The organism is Ferrimonas sp. YIN67 (genome assembly GCF_057219095.1).
In genome coordinates, this window is sequence record NZ_JBXVVJ010000002.1 from 767,840 (window position 1) to 782,280 (window position 14,441).

General features: G+C 58.0%; 14 protein-coding genes and 3 tRNA genes. All 17 read right to left on the minus strand.

Translation table 11 applies throughout. The features are described 5' to 3' along the window. Nucleotides 1–597: 597 nt before the first annotated feature. Nucleotides 598–683: transfer RNA gene (locus AC2D8U_RS07020), tRNA-Leu, on the minus strand. 37 nt (nucleotides 684–720) lie between these two features. Beyond that, nucleotides 721–794: transfer RNA gene (locus AC2D8U_RS07025), tRNA-Cys, on the minus strand. Nucleotides 795–842: 48 nt separating this feature from the next. After that, nucleotides 843–918, minus strand: a tRNA-Gly gene (locus AC2D8U_RS07030). Between the two features lie 170 nt (nucleotides 919–1,088). Next, nucleotides 1,089–1,640 carry a CDP-diacylglycerol--glycerol-3-phosphate 3-phosphatidyltransferase gene (gene pgsA / locus AC2D8U_RS07035; protein ID WP_484618346.1) on the minus strand — a complete coding sequence of 184 codons (552 nt, stop codon included), beginning with the start codon at nucleotides 1,638–1,640 and terminating at the stop codon, nucleotides 1,089–1,091. Nucleotides 1,641–1,687: 47 nt separating this feature from the next. Then, nucleotides 1,688–3,526: an excinuclease ABC subunit UvrC gene (uvrC, locus tag AC2D8U_RS07040; protein ID WP_484618347.1), complete on the minus strand. Its 1,839-nt coding sequence runs from the start codon at nucleotides 3,524–3,526 to the stop codon at nucleotides 1,688–1,690. Between the two features lie 8 nt (nucleotides 3,527–3,534). Beyond that, nucleotides 3,535–4,176 (minus strand): UvrY/SirA/GacA family response regulator transcription factor, encoded by a 642-nt coding sequence (gene uvrY, locus AC2D8U_RS07045; protein WP_484618348.1) that lies wholly within the window; start codon nucleotides 4,174–4,176, stop codon nucleotides 3,535–3,537. A gap of 709 nt (nucleotides 4,177–4,885) precedes the next feature. Next, a complete protein-coding gene (locus tag AC2D8U_RS07050; RefSeq protein WP_484618349.1) occupies nucleotides 4,886–5,917 on the minus strand; it encodes a hypothetical protein in 1,032 nt (343 codons plus the stop codon). 11 nt (nucleotides 5,918–5,928) lie between these two features. Then, nucleotides 5,929–6,843 (minus strand): flagellar hook-associated protein FlgL, encoded by a 915-nt coding sequence (flgL, locus tag AC2D8U_RS07055; RefSeq protein WP_484618350.1) that lies wholly within the window; start codon nucleotides 6,841–6,843, stop codon nucleotides 5,929–5,931. Nucleotides 6,844–6,855: 12 nt separating this feature from the next. Further along, on the minus strand, nucleotides 6,856–8,229 hold the full coding sequence (gene flgK, locus AC2D8U_RS07060; protein ID WP_484618351.1) for a flagellar hook-associated protein FlgK: 1,374 nt from the start codon (nucleotides 8,227–8,229) through the stop codon (nucleotides 6,856–6,858). Then, nucleotides 8,229–8,675, minus strand: coding sequence for a rod-binding protein (locus tag AC2D8U_RS07065; protein WP_484618352.1), 447 nt, complete (start codon nucleotides 8,673–8,675; stop codon nucleotides 8,229–8,231). The genes flgK and AC2D8U_RS07065 overlap by 1 nt, the downstream gene beginning before the upstream one ends. A 12-nt stretch (nucleotides 8,676–8,687) precedes the next feature. Beyond that, a complete protein-coding gene (locus AC2D8U_RS07070) occupies nucleotides 8,688–9,800 on the minus strand; it encodes a flagellar basal body P-ring protein FlgI (protein ID WP_484618353.1) in 1,113 nt (370 codons plus the stop codon). A 9-nt stretch (nucleotides 9,801–9,809) separates the two neighbouring features. Further along, nucleotides 9,810–10,475 carry a flagellar basal body L-ring protein FlgH gene (flgH, locus tag AC2D8U_RS07075; protein ID WP_484618354.1) on the minus strand — a complete coding sequence of 222 codons (666 nt, stop codon included), beginning with the start codon at nucleotides 10,473–10,475 and terminating at the stop codon, nucleotides 9,810–9,812. A gap of 10 nt (nucleotides 10,476–10,485) precedes the next feature. After that, nucleotides 10,486–11,271, minus strand: coding sequence for a flagellar basal-body rod protein FlgG (flgG, locus tag AC2D8U_RS07080; protein WP_484618355.1), 786 nt, complete (start codon nucleotides 11,269–11,271; stop codon nucleotides 10,486–10,488). Between the two features lie 28 nt (nucleotides 11,272–11,299). Continuing rightward, complete coding sequence (locus tag AC2D8U_RS07085; RefSeq protein WP_484618356.1) at nucleotides 11,300–12,028, minus strand: flagellar basal body rod protein FlgF; 729 nt, start codon at nucleotides 12,026–12,028, stop codon at nucleotides 11,300–11,302. A 14-nt stretch (nucleotides 12,029–12,042) separates the two neighbouring features. Continuing rightward, nucleotides 12,043–13,266, minus strand: a complete 1,224-nt coding sequence (gene flgE, locus AC2D8U_RS07090; protein WP_484618357.1) for a flagellar hook protein FlgE — start codon at nucleotides 13,264–13,266, stop codon at nucleotides 12,043–12,045. A gap of 19 nt (nucleotides 13,267–13,285) precedes the next feature. After that, nucleotides 13,286–14,023 carry a flagellar hook capping FlgD N-terminal domain-containing protein gene (locus AC2D8U_RS07095; protein WP_484618358.1) on the minus strand — a complete coding sequence of 246 codons (738 nt, stop codon included), beginning with the start codon at nucleotides 14,021–14,023 and terminating at the stop codon, nucleotides 13,286–13,288. Next, nucleotides 14,023–14,439 (minus strand): flagellar basal body rod protein FlgC, encoded by a 417-nt coding sequence (flgC, locus tag AC2D8U_RS07100; RefSeq protein ID WP_484618359.1) that lies wholly within the window; start codon nucleotides 14,437–14,439, stop codon nucleotides 14,023–14,025. Before flgC ends, AC2D8U_RS07095 begins: the two co-directional genes overlap by 1 nt. Nucleotides 14,440–14,441: the final 2 nt, after the last annotated feature.

Consider the following 14,441-nt stretch of genomic DNA (forward strand, 5'->3'; position numbering starts at 1 on the left):
GCGTTGTTTCAGCCCGATACGGGATCAGCTCGCTTAGCGATCCCCCGTAGCTGAGCAGCGCCTTTTGTGTATCTAGCCACCCACAGACAGTACCCAGCCCGTAAACCCTCCCCTGCCCCAACCTCAGCCATCTCCATCCGATACTCTAGCGACGATCACCCACCGCTACCCGCAGCAGCAACCATGCACAGGAAGCCCGCACAGGGACCAGGAGCGCGTTTACAGTATACGGACAGGGGAATGCATCAAGACGACCAGAACAGGCCAGATACGCTAAGGAGATAGGAGAGTCGTGATACGACGGATAGCCAAATTCCAGGCACAAAAAAACCAGCGCTAGGCTGGATTGTTGTCATTCTTGCCGAGCTTGTCGTGAACAGTGGCAAAGCAAGAGTGGTCCCGCGGCAGAGCTTCCGCTTCTGTTAGTAGCACAGCCAAACATCTAGTAGCACAGCCAAACATCTAGTAGCACAGCCAAACATCTAGTAGCACAGCCAAACATCTAGTAGCACAGCCAAACATCGCCAAATTACAGACACAAAAAAACCAGCGCTAGGCTGGCTTGTTGTCACTCTTGCCGAATTGGCAAAGCAAGAATGGTACCCGAGGCCGGACTTGAACCGGCACACTCTAAGAGCGAGGGATTTTAAATCCCTTGTGTCTACCAATTCCACCACTCGGGCAACGAGTGCAGCAAGGTGAAAGACCCAACTGGCTATATGGAGGCGCGTCCCGGAGTCGAACCGAGGTCCACGGATTTGCAATCCGCTGCATAGCCACTCTGCCAACGCGCCATATAACTGTGTTTCAAATCCGCCTTAAACAAGACAAATCCGAGAATTTGGAGCGGCACACGAGGTTCGAACTCGTGACCTCAACCTTGGCAAGGTTGCGCTCTACCAACTGAGCTAGTGCCGCATTACTTGGAACCTTTCGGCTCCGGCTTCTTGAGAAAGCTCGTTTCCCCGGAAGACGAGACGTATTCTACGGATCCCTTCCCTTAGGTCAACGCCTGTTTTCAAGGAAATGAATCGTTTGCCGCCTTTTCAAGCAGCTTGCTCAGCAAGGCGGCGATCCGTGTGTATCTGTTAGCCGTGACGGGTCAGATCGCTCCAGGCGGCACGGATATAGGAGAACATGGACCAGATGGTCAAGAAAGTAGCCACATACAACAGGCCCAGAGAGATGTTCGTCACCAGCTCATTGTACTGTGCAATCAATCCGGTAATGGCGATCATCTGGGCGGCGGTTTTAAACTTCCCCAGCCAGGATACGGCAACAATGCCACGTTTCCCCATCTCCGCCATCCACTCACGCAAAGCGGAGATCACGATCTCTCTGCCAATCATTACGATGGCGGCCAGTGTCACCCAACCATTGTCATAGTGCTCCACCAACATCACCAACGCCGTGGCCACCATCAACTTATCGACGACAGGATCGAGGAAGGCGCCAAAGGGGGTGGACTGATTCAGCCGGCGCGCCAGGTAACCATCCAGGGCGTCGGTCAACGAGGCCACCACAAAGAGGATGGCTGCCGCCATAAAGGCACCTTGCCAGGGGAAATAAAACAATCCGACGAACACCGGGATCATGAACAGACGAATGAGAGTTAGGATGTTTGGGATATTGAGTTTCATAACTGACCCGGCTTCACTACTTGGCGCCAATCATGCCGTATCTACGGCTATCGACGCAATGCATCATGGATCTTTTGGGCCAAGGATGAACTGATCCCTGGCACTTTAGCGATCTCGGCCACACTTGCACGCTTTAATTCCTGCATACCACCAAGAAACTTGAGCAATTGCTGCCTCCGTTTTGCTCCAACGCCAGGGATCGCCTCCAGCACCGATTCCTTCCTCGCCTTCCCCCGAGCAGCCCGATGGCCACTGATGGCGAATCGGTGCGCTTCATCCCGAATATGCTGGATCAGGTGCAATGCCGGCGCATCAGAGGGAATATCCACGATCTCTCGGGAAAAACCGAGGATCAGGGTTTCCAGCCCGGGTTTTCGCCCCTCGCCCTTGGCAACCCCAACCATCAGCGGGACAGGCAGCTGGGTATTCCCCAAGACCTGCTCCATCACCTGTTCGGCCTGGGTCAACTGCCCCTTGCCCCCGTCGATAAAGAGGATCTGCGGCAGACTGCTGGCATCCTGGGTATTCTGATAGCGCCGGGTCAACGCCTGGGTCATGGCGGCGTAATCATCTCCCGGGGTGATCCCATTGATGTTATAGCGGCGATATTCCTGCTTGGCGGGCCCTTCGCCATTGAACACCACACAGGACGCCACGGTTTTCTCTCCCATGGTGTGGCTGATATCGAAGCACTCCATCCGCTCGATGGGCGCCTCCAGCTCCAGTGCCTCAGCCAGTTGGCGGAATCGCTCCGTCATGGTGGTTTTATGGGCCAGCTTGGAGATCAGGGCGCTGTTGGCATTGGTCTGAGCCAAACGTTGAAATTGGGCCCGTTCGGCGCGTACAGAGGTTTTCAGCGAAACGGCATGACCGCTGTGCCGACCGATGGCCTGCTCAATGGCCGCCAACCCCTCACACCCTTGAGCAAGGATGATCTCTTTAGGGATCTGCCGGTCTTCGCCTCCCCCCAGGTAAAACTGCAGCAAGAAGGACTCCAGCACCTCCTCTGGCTCAGTATTACGAGGCAGTTTAGGGAAATAGCTTCGACTGCCCATGATCCGCCCCTTACGGACAAAAAGCAGATGGCAACACGCCATGCCGCCTTCCACCGCCAGGCCGATCACATCCAGCTCTCCCTGCTCCCGCCCCTGGACACCTTGCTGCTCCTGGACCTTGCGCAGGGCCTGGATCTGATCCCGCAACTGTGCGGCCCGTTCAAACTCCAGGGCCCCACTGGCCGCTTCCATCTTGCCGACCAGTTCGCCGATCACCTGCTGGCTCTGCCCCTGCAGGAACAACTTGAGCAGCCTCACCTGATGCGCATACTCCTCGTCAGCGATCATCCCGGTACAGGGCCCGGAGCAACGCTTCAACTGATACTGCAGGCACGGGCGGCTGCGATTACGATAGAAGGCGTCCTCACACTGGCGTACCGGAAACAGCTTCTGCATCAGGTGCAGGCTTTCCCTTACTGCCCCGCCGTTGGGATAGGGACCAAAGTAGCTGCCTTTGGCGCGCCGAGCCCCCCGATGGAATGCGAGGCGAGGATGACGATGTTCAGACAGGAAGATATAGGGGTAGGACTTGTCGTCCCGCAGCAGCACATTGTACCTGGGCATGTACTGCTTGATGTAGTCGTGCTCGAGGATCAGGGCATCGGTTTCGGTGTGGGTCACCGTCACTTCGATATGGCGGATCTGCGCCACCAGTGCACGGGTCTTGGCACTATCGACCTGGGTGCGAAAATAGGAGCTCAGCCTTTTCTTCAGATCTTTGGCTTTGCCCACATAGATCACAGTGCCCCCGGGAGCATCGTACATACGATACACCCCGGGTTCACTGGTCACCGAGCGCAGAAACGCCCGATGGTCAAAAGGTTCGGTCATCTCAGGGATCAGATCTTCTCTGCATCCAACATACCATAGCGGATCGCCAGGCGGGTCAGCTCCACATCTCCGCTGATCTTAAGCTTTTCAAACAAGCGATAGCGGTAAGCGTTCACCGTTTTCGGACTGATGTTGAGTTGCTCGGCGATATCGGAAACCTTCTGGCCGTTCGTCACCATCATGGTGATCTGCAACTCACGGTCGGACAGCTCGTCAAAGGGATTATTCTCGGCGCTGAAGGGACGCAATGCCATCTGCTGCGCAATCACAGGATCGATGTATCGTTGACCCGATGCCACGGCACGTATCGCCTGAACCATATCTGCCGGAGGGGCGTTCTTGGTCAGGAAACCTGCCGCGCCGGCCGCCATCACCCTGGATGGGATCGGCTCTTCGGTATGGACGGTGAGAATGATCACCTTGGCATCCGGATTGAAGTGCAGGATCTTACGAGTGGATTCCAGTCCACCGATCCCGGGCATACTCATGTCCATTACCACAACGTCGACGTTGTTTTTACGACACCAGCTCACCGCCTGCTCACCGTCCTCGGCTTCGCCTACAACTTTGATCCCACGCTCATCTTCCAGAATACGCCGGATCCCGGTACGAACCAATGCATGGTCGTCGACCAGAAAAACGTTGATCACTCTATTATTTCTCCACTACGGGAAAGGGATTCAAATCCCGTCTCTTCAACCGATAATACCCATATACCCCATGCCGTCAATACAATGACAGCTCCAACCTCTGGTTCCAGCGACTGTTTGACCAGGATCTGATCCAAGCTCCCCCCGAACGGCCCAGAAAAGTGTCACGCATTTGACATTTTCATCCTGATTTAATTAATTTTTTTGACAACACGCCAAGCCCATTAAAGAGCCAACAAAGCGTCGTTTCGAATGCCCTCACTCCGTGCTGGCCAGCAAAGTATTGCTAGTGCCCCCTGGCTTGTCCGCCCTTTTTGATTCAAGTGGCTATCAGCAGCGTTTGACCCCTACCCCCTTTGACACACCACCAGCTCAGGGCAAACCCACAGCCCTCGCATGGCACCATCTTCAGGAAGTGCCTCAAGGCTTCCAGAAGGGCATCGACAACGCATTTCAACTCTCCTCGAGGGGACAGGGGCGGCTAACGGTAATAAAAGCCAACAGGGGACAAAGGGCGGGGGATAGATGACGGCTTCCCGCTCATCGACAACGGGAGAAGAAAAAAGTCCACTGATGACAGATCAATGGTGACAGAGAGGTGGAAAGGTAACGGGGAGCCGCTGGCCCATAGTTCGCTACATTGTGTTTGCACAGCAGATTAGCAGAGATAAAAAAACGGCCCGAAGGCCGTTATCCAGTGTAACAAAGCTTAGCTTTTCAAGAGATCCGTCACCTGGGAGCGCGTAAGGTTTGCCTGGGCCAACAGGGTCACGATCTGAGCCTGGAAAGGCGCCGTGCCGGTGTTGTCCTGAAAACGGGCGGAGATCTGCTCTATTTCCGCCTCGGTGGCCTGCACTGCCCGGCTGATCTTCGTCATCCGCTGGGCGACCGCAGCCTGAGCGCTGTCCAACTGTGCCAGTTGCTTATTGACCTTATCCAGCGTCTTACGCAACTTGGCCTGGCTCTCCCGCAACTGTTGTTGATCGGCAAACTGCCACTCCCTGGGATCCTGCCAGGGTGGCATCTCCTGGGTTTTGATCGCCACCGGCTGACCGGCAGGTAACCGCATTCCCTGACCGCTCATCCATAATCCACCATCGAGCATCGCCGCCTGCTGTTCATTGAGCAGCAGCAACACCTGGCCATCCTTGCCGACGCGAACGCCCAGCCCCAACCCCTTAAGGCCACTATCCAGCACCTCGGCCAGGGCCTGGCGATCCTGCCCGGCAGGCAGATCGATATAGGCCTGCTCCTTGCCCAGCTGCACCTGAACCTGTTCGTTCCTGGGTTTCGTCGCGGCCAGATCGACCCCCTTGGTAACAAACTGCCGAGGGGCTGGCGCCGCGTTACGTCCCAACAGGTTAAACTGGCGATCCACCAGCAGTTGGCCTTGATAAGAGGTCGAGGTATCGAGCAAGCGGTCACGCTGCTGGGACAGTGCCTGGCCATCATGCTGGCGCTGAGTCAGGGCACTGTCCACCTGCCGCTTGAGGCTTTCCAACTGGCCCTTGGCCTGTTTAAGGGCCTGGGCACCGGTTTGGGCCGCCGCGATCTGATGCTGTCCCTGACCCACCTGGGCCCAGCGTCGGTAGCTTTCCAGGCGCCACTGGGGCACAGCCACGCCCCGTCCTTTACTCTTGGCTTTGCTATTGCTCGGCGGTTGAGACAGGGCTGCGGCGGCCGCAGGTTGAGACGACTTCCTCTGCTGGACGGATAAGGCATCGGATACGGCGGTTACCATAACGGCTCTCCTTAGATATGGTTGAACAGACTCATCTGATTGATCTGGGCATAACTCTGCTGAGTTGCCTGCAACGCCAGCAGATAGGTAGCCAACTCCAGACTCGCCTCGGCGTAGTCCAGATCTTCAATGTTGCCTATCAGTTCCTGGTTAAACAGGCCGATATCCTGGTGCGCCGTCTCCATCAGATCCATGGCATTTTGCCGACCACCGATCTCGGTCATGGTCTGGCCGATGGCAGCCAAGGTATCATCGATGCTCAGCATGGCCTCTTCAAACAGGGCGTGGAAGGCGGGATCATTGCTGTCGAGGTTCGGATCCTCCAGTGCGGTGATCCACTCCTCCATCTTGTTAAAGATGTCAGCGGCACCGGAGAAAAACAGCTGTTCGGCGGTATCATTGCCCGTGACGAAGTTGCCTTCTCCCACCGGGATCTGCCGTTGACTGTCATCCCCCTGGTACACGTAGTTACCGTTGGCATCGATGCCAATAGGTGGCGTATCCACTTCATTACCGGCAAAGATGTACTTGCCCTTCTCGTCCTTGGCGTTGGCGTAGTCCACCAGGGAGTCCCGCAGCGCGCGAAGCTCACCGGCGATCCCTTCACGCTCCGCCGGACCGTTGGCGCCGTTGAACGCCAGCAAGGTCAGATCCCGCATCCGCAGCACAACATTGTTCATGTTATCCATGTTGGACTCGGAACGGCTCAGACTCATGCGCAGGCCACCGATATTGTCCATGTACTGGTTCAGTGCCGCTTGCTCACGTTTAAGGCTCAGGGTTTGAACCGCCCCGAGCGGATCGTCCGAAGCCACATTGATCCGTTTCCCGGTGGACATCTTATGCATCACCTGGCCGTAGTTGGTGGCGTTTTGCTGCATCGAGATCAAGTTGGTCCGGTGCATCATTTGACTGCTGACACGCATCGTCAAACTCCCTTAAAACATATTCAAAGCGGTAGCGAACAGCTGGTCGGCCAGACTGATCACCTTGGCATTCGCTTGGTATTGCTGCTGGTAGATGATGAGGCTGATCGCCTCCTCATCGAGGTTTACGGCGCTGACACTGTCCCGCTCGTTCATGGCACGTACCCAGGACTCATAGGAGGTCTCGGCGTCCAACTTGGCCTGGCGGCTTTCGATCCCCAGCTGTCCCAGCTTCGAGGCATACGCCTCGTTCAGGGTGGCGCTGGTACCCAAGGAGTCGAAATCCAACTTCTTGTTGGCCAGGCCGACCAGATCCAACAGGTTGGAGTTGTCGCCCGGCGTCCCATCTTTACCAAAGGCCAACATGTCCGCGGTAAACCCATCGGTGACCCGGATTGTCCCCGCCGGGTTAGCCGGATCATAGGTAAACAGATCCATGGTCGGGCTGTTGCCATTGAGATCGGTACCGTTAGCCAGTACGGCATTGAACTCATCGGCCAGTTTCATCGCCAGTTCATCGATAAAGTCGCGACTCTGCTGCCAACTGTTATCCCGGTAATCAAACAGTGCCCCCATGGTGCCGCCGACATTGCCGTCAAGGGCGTAGTCCGTACCACCCACCGTCAGGCTGAGCTTGGAGAACTGGGGGTTATCCGGATCCGGTTGCAGATGAAAGGTACCGGCACTGTTACCCAGTACCAGCGGGTGGCCGGTAGGCAGGGTCACGTTGATGGTGCCGTCACTGTTTTCCGTGGTACGGACTTCCAGCATCTCCGACAGCTCAGAGACCGCCTGATCTCGAGCATCGAGCAAGGCCGCAGGAATATCCCCGCTGGCGTTATGACTCTGGATCTCCTTGTTCAGATCGGCAATGTGCTGCATCCGCGTGTTGATCTCGCTGACCGACGCCCCCAGCTGGTTTTCAATCTGTTTGAGCTGACTGTCGAGCCCCTGGTTGATGGTGTTGAACCGACTGCCCAAAGCTCGGGCCTCGTTCAACACCCCCTGGCGGGTGGCGATGTCATTGGGACTCTCCATGGAGGCATTGAGCGCCGCATAGAGGCTGTCCAGACCATCGGAGATGTTGGAACCATCGGAGCCAAACAGCTCTTCGGTCTTGCCCAGGTAGGAGGCCTTAGTCGAGTTGAAGCCAAGCTGGGTATTGTTCTGCCAGACTGCGGCGGTCAGGTACTGATCCGCCACTCGGCGCACACCGTCTACCTGCACACCACTGCCGGCGCCATAGAAGCCTCCGGGACGGGCACTGAGCAGGATCTGCTGACGGCTGTATCCCGGAGTGGCCGCGTTCGCGATGTTATTTGACGCTACGGAGAGGGCCGCCTGCGAGGCATGGATCCCCGACAGGCCGTTACCTAAAAGACTCATTAAGACTCCTTAATGGAGAGCGGGATCACCAGCGCCGGTTGCATGGCTTTGCTTTGCGCCATGGCCGCGGCAGACGCCCGCTTCGGATCGTGTTCTTGTGAGGTCAAAGCGACCTCATCCCCCTGGGGCTTTAGGCCGGTATCACCACCGAGTTGACGTACCATCACATCACTCAGGCCGATCCCCTGCTTACGACTGAGGGTGTCCGCCAACTCCATGTCATAGAAGTCATGGAATACGCCGCGCTTTTCGCTCAGTGCACTCTCCTCATCCTTAAGCGCCTCGCTGGCACTGCGCATATGCTTAAGCACGGTTTGCAGGAACTGGGCCTCAAACTGCTGTGCCACCTCACGGATCGCCCCCTCCTCGCCATGTTGGGCGCGAATGGAGGAAGCGGTCTGGTTTTGCCCGGCGAGCACGCCGGGCAGGTTCTGTACTTTATTCACTGTCATCTCGACCTAAATCACCACCAGTTCGGCTTCCAGGGCACCGGCTTCATCCAATGCCTGAAGGATCGCCATCAGATCCGTCGGTGCCGCACCCAGGCTGTTGACCGCCCGCACGATCTCATCGAGCGAGGTGCCTTCCGGCCAGATGAACATCTGCCCATCCCCCTGATCGATCTCGATGGCCGAATCCTGGATCACCTGTGTCTCTCCCCCGGAAAGGGGTCCAGGCTGGCTCACCAACTGACTCTCGGTGATGCTGACCGTCAGGTTGCCATGGCTCACGGCCGCCTGATGCAGACGCACGTCGGCACCAATCACCACGGTGCCCGTGCGACTGTTAAACACCACTCGAGGGCGCTGTCGTCCCAGCTCCACCGGTAACTCCTCCAACATGGACATAAAGGTCACTCGTTGACGGGGTTCCAGGGGTGCCTGCACGATCACCTTGGCGTGATCCTGCGCCCGGGCCACGTCCGGACCGAACACTTCGTTGATGGACAACTCGACATTTCGAGCCGTCTGGAAGCTCGGCAGGCGCAGGTTCAATACGATATCGGAGCCATCATTGAAGGTTGATGGAATGGCGTTCTCCAGGATCGCCCCCGAAGGGATCAGACCAACCGTCGGTGTGTTAATGGTCACTGACGTGCCGTTACGTCCCTCGGCGGAGATGCCACCAACCACCAGATTGCCCTGAGCCACGGCATACACCTCGCCGTCGATCCCATGCAGTGGTGTCATGATCAAAGTCCCGCCCCGCAGGCTTTTGGCATCGCCGATGGAGGATACGGTGACATTGATGGTCTGACCCGGGCTGGCCATCGGCGGCACAGTGGCGTGAACGGCCACCGCCGCCACGTTTTTCAACTTGGGATCGGTGCGATCATCAAGCTGAACACCAAACTGCTTGAGCATGTTGACCACAGACTGGCTGGTAAAGCGCACCTGGGATTTATCCCCGCTGCCATCCAGGCCAACCACCAGGCCATAGCCCACCAGTTGGTTATCACGTACGCCCTGAACATCGACGATGTCCATCAGCATTCGTTCCCCCTTCGCCTGTAAGGGGGCACTTACCATGGCTGGCAAGAGCGCAGCCAGCATAATGATGAATTTCCGCATGGTTACCCCTTAGAACGGGAAGATGGGATCGTTGAAGAAACGGGTACCCCAGCCGGGGGCACTGGCATCCGACAGGGTGCCACGGCCGCCATAGCTGATCCGGGCATCGGCAATACGCTGTGAGGAGATCCGGTTTTGCTGATCGATGTCCTCGGTACGTACCAGCCCCACCAGGCGGATAAACTCATCCCCCTGGTTCAGGCGCAGCCACTTTTCACCTCGGATCACCAGGACGCCGTTGTGCAACACGTCGGCAACGGTAACGGTAATGGAGCCCGACAGCTGATTCTGCTGACTGGAGGAGCCATTACCGGAAAAGTTCCGCCCCATGCCCAAACCGGCTTCGCCAGAGCCGCTGCTGGTGCCGAAACCGTAGGAGCCGCTGCCCTGCACCTGGCTGTCCTTCGAGGTGCTGGTGCCGGCTTTCTTGCTCGCCTGGGTACGTTCATCCAGATCCACCGTCAGGATGTCGCCGATGCGGTAGGCCCGGCGATCCTGATACAGTGCCATGGTGTAACCACGACGATACAAGCTTCCGTGGCGGGCCTCGGGCACCACCACTTCCAGAGCAGGTGGTGCGTACTCCGGCGTATTCGGCTCCACGGCTTCCGGCAGGTAGCTGCTGGCACATCCACCCAGCAGCAGCACCGCCCATAAATGCAAGGCGCGTTTCACTGGCAACTCCTTACAGTACCTGGTTCAGATACTTGAGCATGTCATCGGTGGAAGACACCACCTTGGCATTCATCTCGTAAGCACGCTGGGTGGAGATCATCTCAACCATCTCCTCCACCACGTTCACGTTGGAGCCTTCCAGGAAGCCCTGCTTAAGCTCGCCGATGGCCGCTTCGCCCGGGATCCCTTCCAGGGCCACACCGGAGGCGGCCGTTTCGCGATACAGGTTGTTACCCATCGCTTCCAGGCCCGCCGGGTTGGTAAAGTTCACCAGGGTGATCTGTCCCAGCTCCTGGGGCTCGGCGTCACCGGCGATCTGGGCGGAAACGATCCCATCGGTGCCGATGGTCACGGTCAGCGCATCTTCCGGGATCTCGACAGCCGGAACCATGGGCAAGCCTTCGGCCGTCACCATCATGCCATCGGCATTGCGGTAGAACTGCCCATCACGGGTGTAAGCAAAATCGCCATTGACCTGCTCCACCTGGAAAAAGCCGCCCCCCATGATCGCCATATCCAGCGGCTGGCCCGTGGTCAACACTTCACCACTGCTGAACACCTTTTGAGTGCCAGCGATGCGTACGCCGGTCCCCAGTTGCAGGCCCGCTGGCAGTTCATTTTGCTGATCCGCCATGGCACCGGGTTGGCGCTGCGTCTGGTAGAAGAGATCGTTAAAGTTAACCCGATCACGCTTAAAGCCGGTGGTGTTCACGTTCGCCAGGTTGTTGGCGATGGTGGTCATCTTGGTATCTTGAGCGGTCAGGCCTGTCTTGCTGACCCAAAGTGCAGATTGCATCGGATTATTTCCCTAAAAATTCGTTTTATTAGCTGCCACGGACCAGGCGGTTGCCGGACTGGGCCAAGGTTTCGGCGGTTTTCATCATCTTGACCTGCAGCTCGAACTGACGGCTGAGGTTCATGGACGCCAACAGTTCGTCGATGGCCTGTACGTTGCTCCCTTCCAGGAAGCCGTTCACCACTTGGACCTCTTCATCCTGAGCGGCGGCCAACCCACCATCGAAGCGCATCAGACCGTCGGGGGCCTTTTCCAGCTGAGCCGCCGCCGGGTTCACCAGCTTAAGACGGGCCACCTCATCGATCAGGCCGCCCTCGGCTGGGATCACGCTCAGGGTACCGTCGTTACCGACGGTCAACTCGCGGTATTCCGGCAACTGAATGGGGCCGTCGACGCCCAGGACCGGGCGCCCGTCCAGCAACAACTGGCCATCCGCATCCAGGGTCATGCCCCCGGCACGGGTGTAGGCTTCCCCGCCATCCACGGCGACGGTGAACCACCCGTCCCCCTGCAGGGCGATATCCAGATCCCGGCCGGTGGCGTTCATCACACCATTGCGCAGGCTGGTTCCGGCGGTCTGGGTCTGGGCCAGCACCCGGGTGCCGTGGCCAGCACCCTGAACCGCGTGGCTGTTGATCCGTTCCAGATCGGAGCGAAAGCCCGTGGTGTTGGCATTGGCCAGGTTATTGGCACGAATGCTCTGGGCTTCCATCACCCGGGTCGCGCCACTGGTGGCGGTGTATAACAACTTATCCATGGCAGCTTACGTCCTTAGATGGCCTGGAACAGGGTCTGGGTCATCTGGTTCTGGGTGCTGATCACCTTGGAGTTGGACTGATAGTTGCGCTGGGCAGTCATCAGGTTGACCAGCTCAGAGGTCAGGTCCACGTTGGAGCCCTCGATGGCACCGGCGGTCAGGTAGCCCAGGGTGCCGGTCCCGGCCGCACCGATGGTGGCCTGGCCAGAGGCAAAGGTGGAGGTCCAGGCGGTGTTGCCGATCTGCTGCAGACCGTTGGGGTTGGCGAAGTTGGCCAAGGCCACCTGGCCCTGCAGGGCGTCCTGGCCGTTGGTGTAAACGCCATAGACCATGCCGTTGTCGTCGATGCGGATCCCGGCCAGCTCACCGGCGGTGTAGCCATCTTGGGTCATGGATGCCACGGCAAAGTCACTGCCGAACTGGGTCACCTTGTCGTAGTTCATGGCGATCGCCAGGGAGGCGGAGCCATCCAGGATCGGGTTACCATCGGCGTCGGTGATGTTGTTGGGGACGTTCAAATCGAAGTTGCCGCCCGAGGTCAGGGCGCCGTTCTCATCGAAGGTCAGGGTGGTATTGGTGGCGTGTTGACTCACGTCGGTACCATTGAGTTCGAAGCGCACTTCCCACTCGTTCGGGCCGGTCTTGATGTAGTACTGGGTCAGGTTGTGCTCGTTACCCAATGAATCGTAGATCTTGGTGGAGTTCAGGGCGTGGTAGCTGTCTGGATCGGCCGGATCGAAGTTGTTGATGTCCAGCGCCTCGTTGCGTGAATCCAGGTTCAGGCCCAGGCCCACGTTACCGGTAGCATTGGCTGCCTGGGAGCTGTTGTCGATGCGCAGATCGGTCACCGAGCCGGTCAGCAGGTTGCCATTGGCCCCAACCGGGTAACCCTGCAGCGTACCGCCGTAGGAATCGACGATAAAGCCGTTTTTGTCCTGGGAGAACATGCCGGAGCGGGTGTAGCTGACCGCGCCCTGGTTGGAGGTCATGAAGAAGCCGTTGCCGGAGATCGACATGTCCAACTGGCGACCCGTATACATCATGTCACCGGCGTTGTAGAAATCCTGGGAAACGTTTGCGATCGCTACCCCGCCCGGCTGGTTGCCGGCGTACACCGCAGCAAACTCGGCACGGGCACCACGGAACCCCGGGGTGGAAACGTTGGCAATGTTGTTAGAGATGGTGTTCAGCTGCTGGCTGGTGCTGTTCAGGCCGCTCAGGGCAATGTTGTAAGACATCTGTTTTTACTCCGGCCGCTTAGGCCATTTCTCGAATATCAAAGAGGGAAACCGCACCAAGCCCATGGCCCAGTTCAAGCATCATGTAGCCGGTCATGGAGGCGATGTGGACACGCTCTACGGTCGCGGCGATCAGGACAGTGCCTTTACTCTCGGCGCCGTCGGCAGTGGTGTTGGCCGCCAGTGTGTAATCACCGGGTTCGAGACCCAGGGCCTCGGGATCGATCTCAAAATCCACCGCGCCTTTACCTTGCTGACCCAGATCGACGGTAGCCACCACCTCACCCGATTCGTTCTTGATCTCCACCAGCAGGGTTTCCACGGCATTTTCCAGCTCTACCTGGCCCTTGATCACGTCTTCACCGATGCTGATCTCATCGGCAGGCACCAGCACATCTCGGCCAATCATCGAGGTGGTCCCCAGTACCTGGAGGTTTTCCGCCAAGATCTGCATGTTATTCTGACCGAGTCGCAACCCTTCGAGGCTCTCTACCTGGGAGAACTGGGCCAACTGGGAGACGTACTCGGCGCCATCCATAGGATTGAGCGGATCCTGGTTCTGGATCTGCGCCACCATCAGGGTCAGAAACTCATTGCGCAGACCCGCAGCACTGTTCATGTCGCCACCAAAGCCACCACCACTGGTGGTTGCCGGCGCGCCGTTGTAAGCGGCGATATCCGCGCTGTTTTGCGCTGGCACACCTTCACTGTTTTGCTGTACACCGGCGCCGGTGTTGTAGTTTGCGATCCCCAGCATTACATGCCTCCCAGTTTCAGCAGGTTTTGTTGCATGGAGTTCACCCGGGCCAACACATCGGTGGAGGTCTCAAACGCGCGGGTGGCGGCCATCATGTCCGCCATCTCCTGAACGGTGTTGACGTTGGAATAGACGACATAGCCTGTGTCATCGGCCAGAGGGTGATCCGGCTCGTAACGCTTTTCCAATGGCGCGTCGGACTGCACGACGCCGGCCATATGGACATTGGCACTCATGCCACCGGTCTGGGTCTGCTCGTACACGGTCTGAAACACGGGTTTCAGGGCACGGAACGCATCCTGCTCACTGGCGGCAGCCGCATCGGCGTTGGCCAGGTTGGAGGCGACTGTGTTCAGACGCAGGCTCTGTGCATTCATGGCTGAGCCTGCGATCTGGTAGATCTGGTTAAACGACATGT

Bases quoted from the DNA above. Each gene is read 5' to 3' on its own strand.
- pgsA (WP_484618346.1), bottom strand. From the start codon at position 1,640: ATGAAACTCAATATCCCAAACATCCTAACTCTCATTCGTCTGTTCATG.
- uvrC (WP_484618347.1), bottom strand. From the start codon at position 3,526: ATGACCGAACCTTTTGACCATCGGGCGTTTCTGCGCTCGGTGACCAGT.
- AC2D8U_RS07050 (WP_484618349.1), bottom strand. From the start codon at position 5,917: ATGGTAACCGCCGTATCCGATGCCTTATCCGTCCAGCAGAGGAAGTCG.
- flgL (WP_484618350.1), bottom strand. From the start codon at position 6,843: ATGCGTGTCAGCAGTCAAATGATGCACCGGACCAACTTGATCTCGATG.
- flgK (WP_484618351.1), bottom strand. From the start codon at position 8,229: ATGAGTCTTTTAGGTAACGGCCTGTCGGGGATCCATGCCTCGCAGGCG.
- AC2D8U_RS07070 (WP_484618353.1), bottom strand. From the start codon at position 9,800: ATGCGGAAATTCATCATTATGCTGGCTGCGCTCTTGCCAGCCATGGTA.
- flgG (WP_484618355.1), bottom strand. From the start codon at position 11,271: ATGCAATCTGCACTTTGGGTCAGCAAGACAGGCCTGACCGCTCAAGAT.
- AC2D8U_RS07085 (WP_484618356.1), bottom strand. From the start codon at position 12,028: ATGGATAAGTTGTTATACACCGCCACCAGTGGCGCGACCCGGGTGATG.
- flgE (WP_484618357.1), bottom strand. From the start codon at position 13,266: ATGTCTTACAACATTGCCCTGAGCGGCCTGAACAGCACCAGCCAGCAG.
- AC2D8U_RS07095 (WP_484618358.1), bottom strand. From the start codon at position 14,023: ATGCTGGGGATCGCAAACTACAACACCGGCGCCGGTGTACAGCAAAAC.
- flgC (WP_484618359.1), bottom strand. From the start codon at position 14,439: ATGTCGTTTAACCAGATCTACCAGATCGCAGGCTCAGCCATGAATGCA.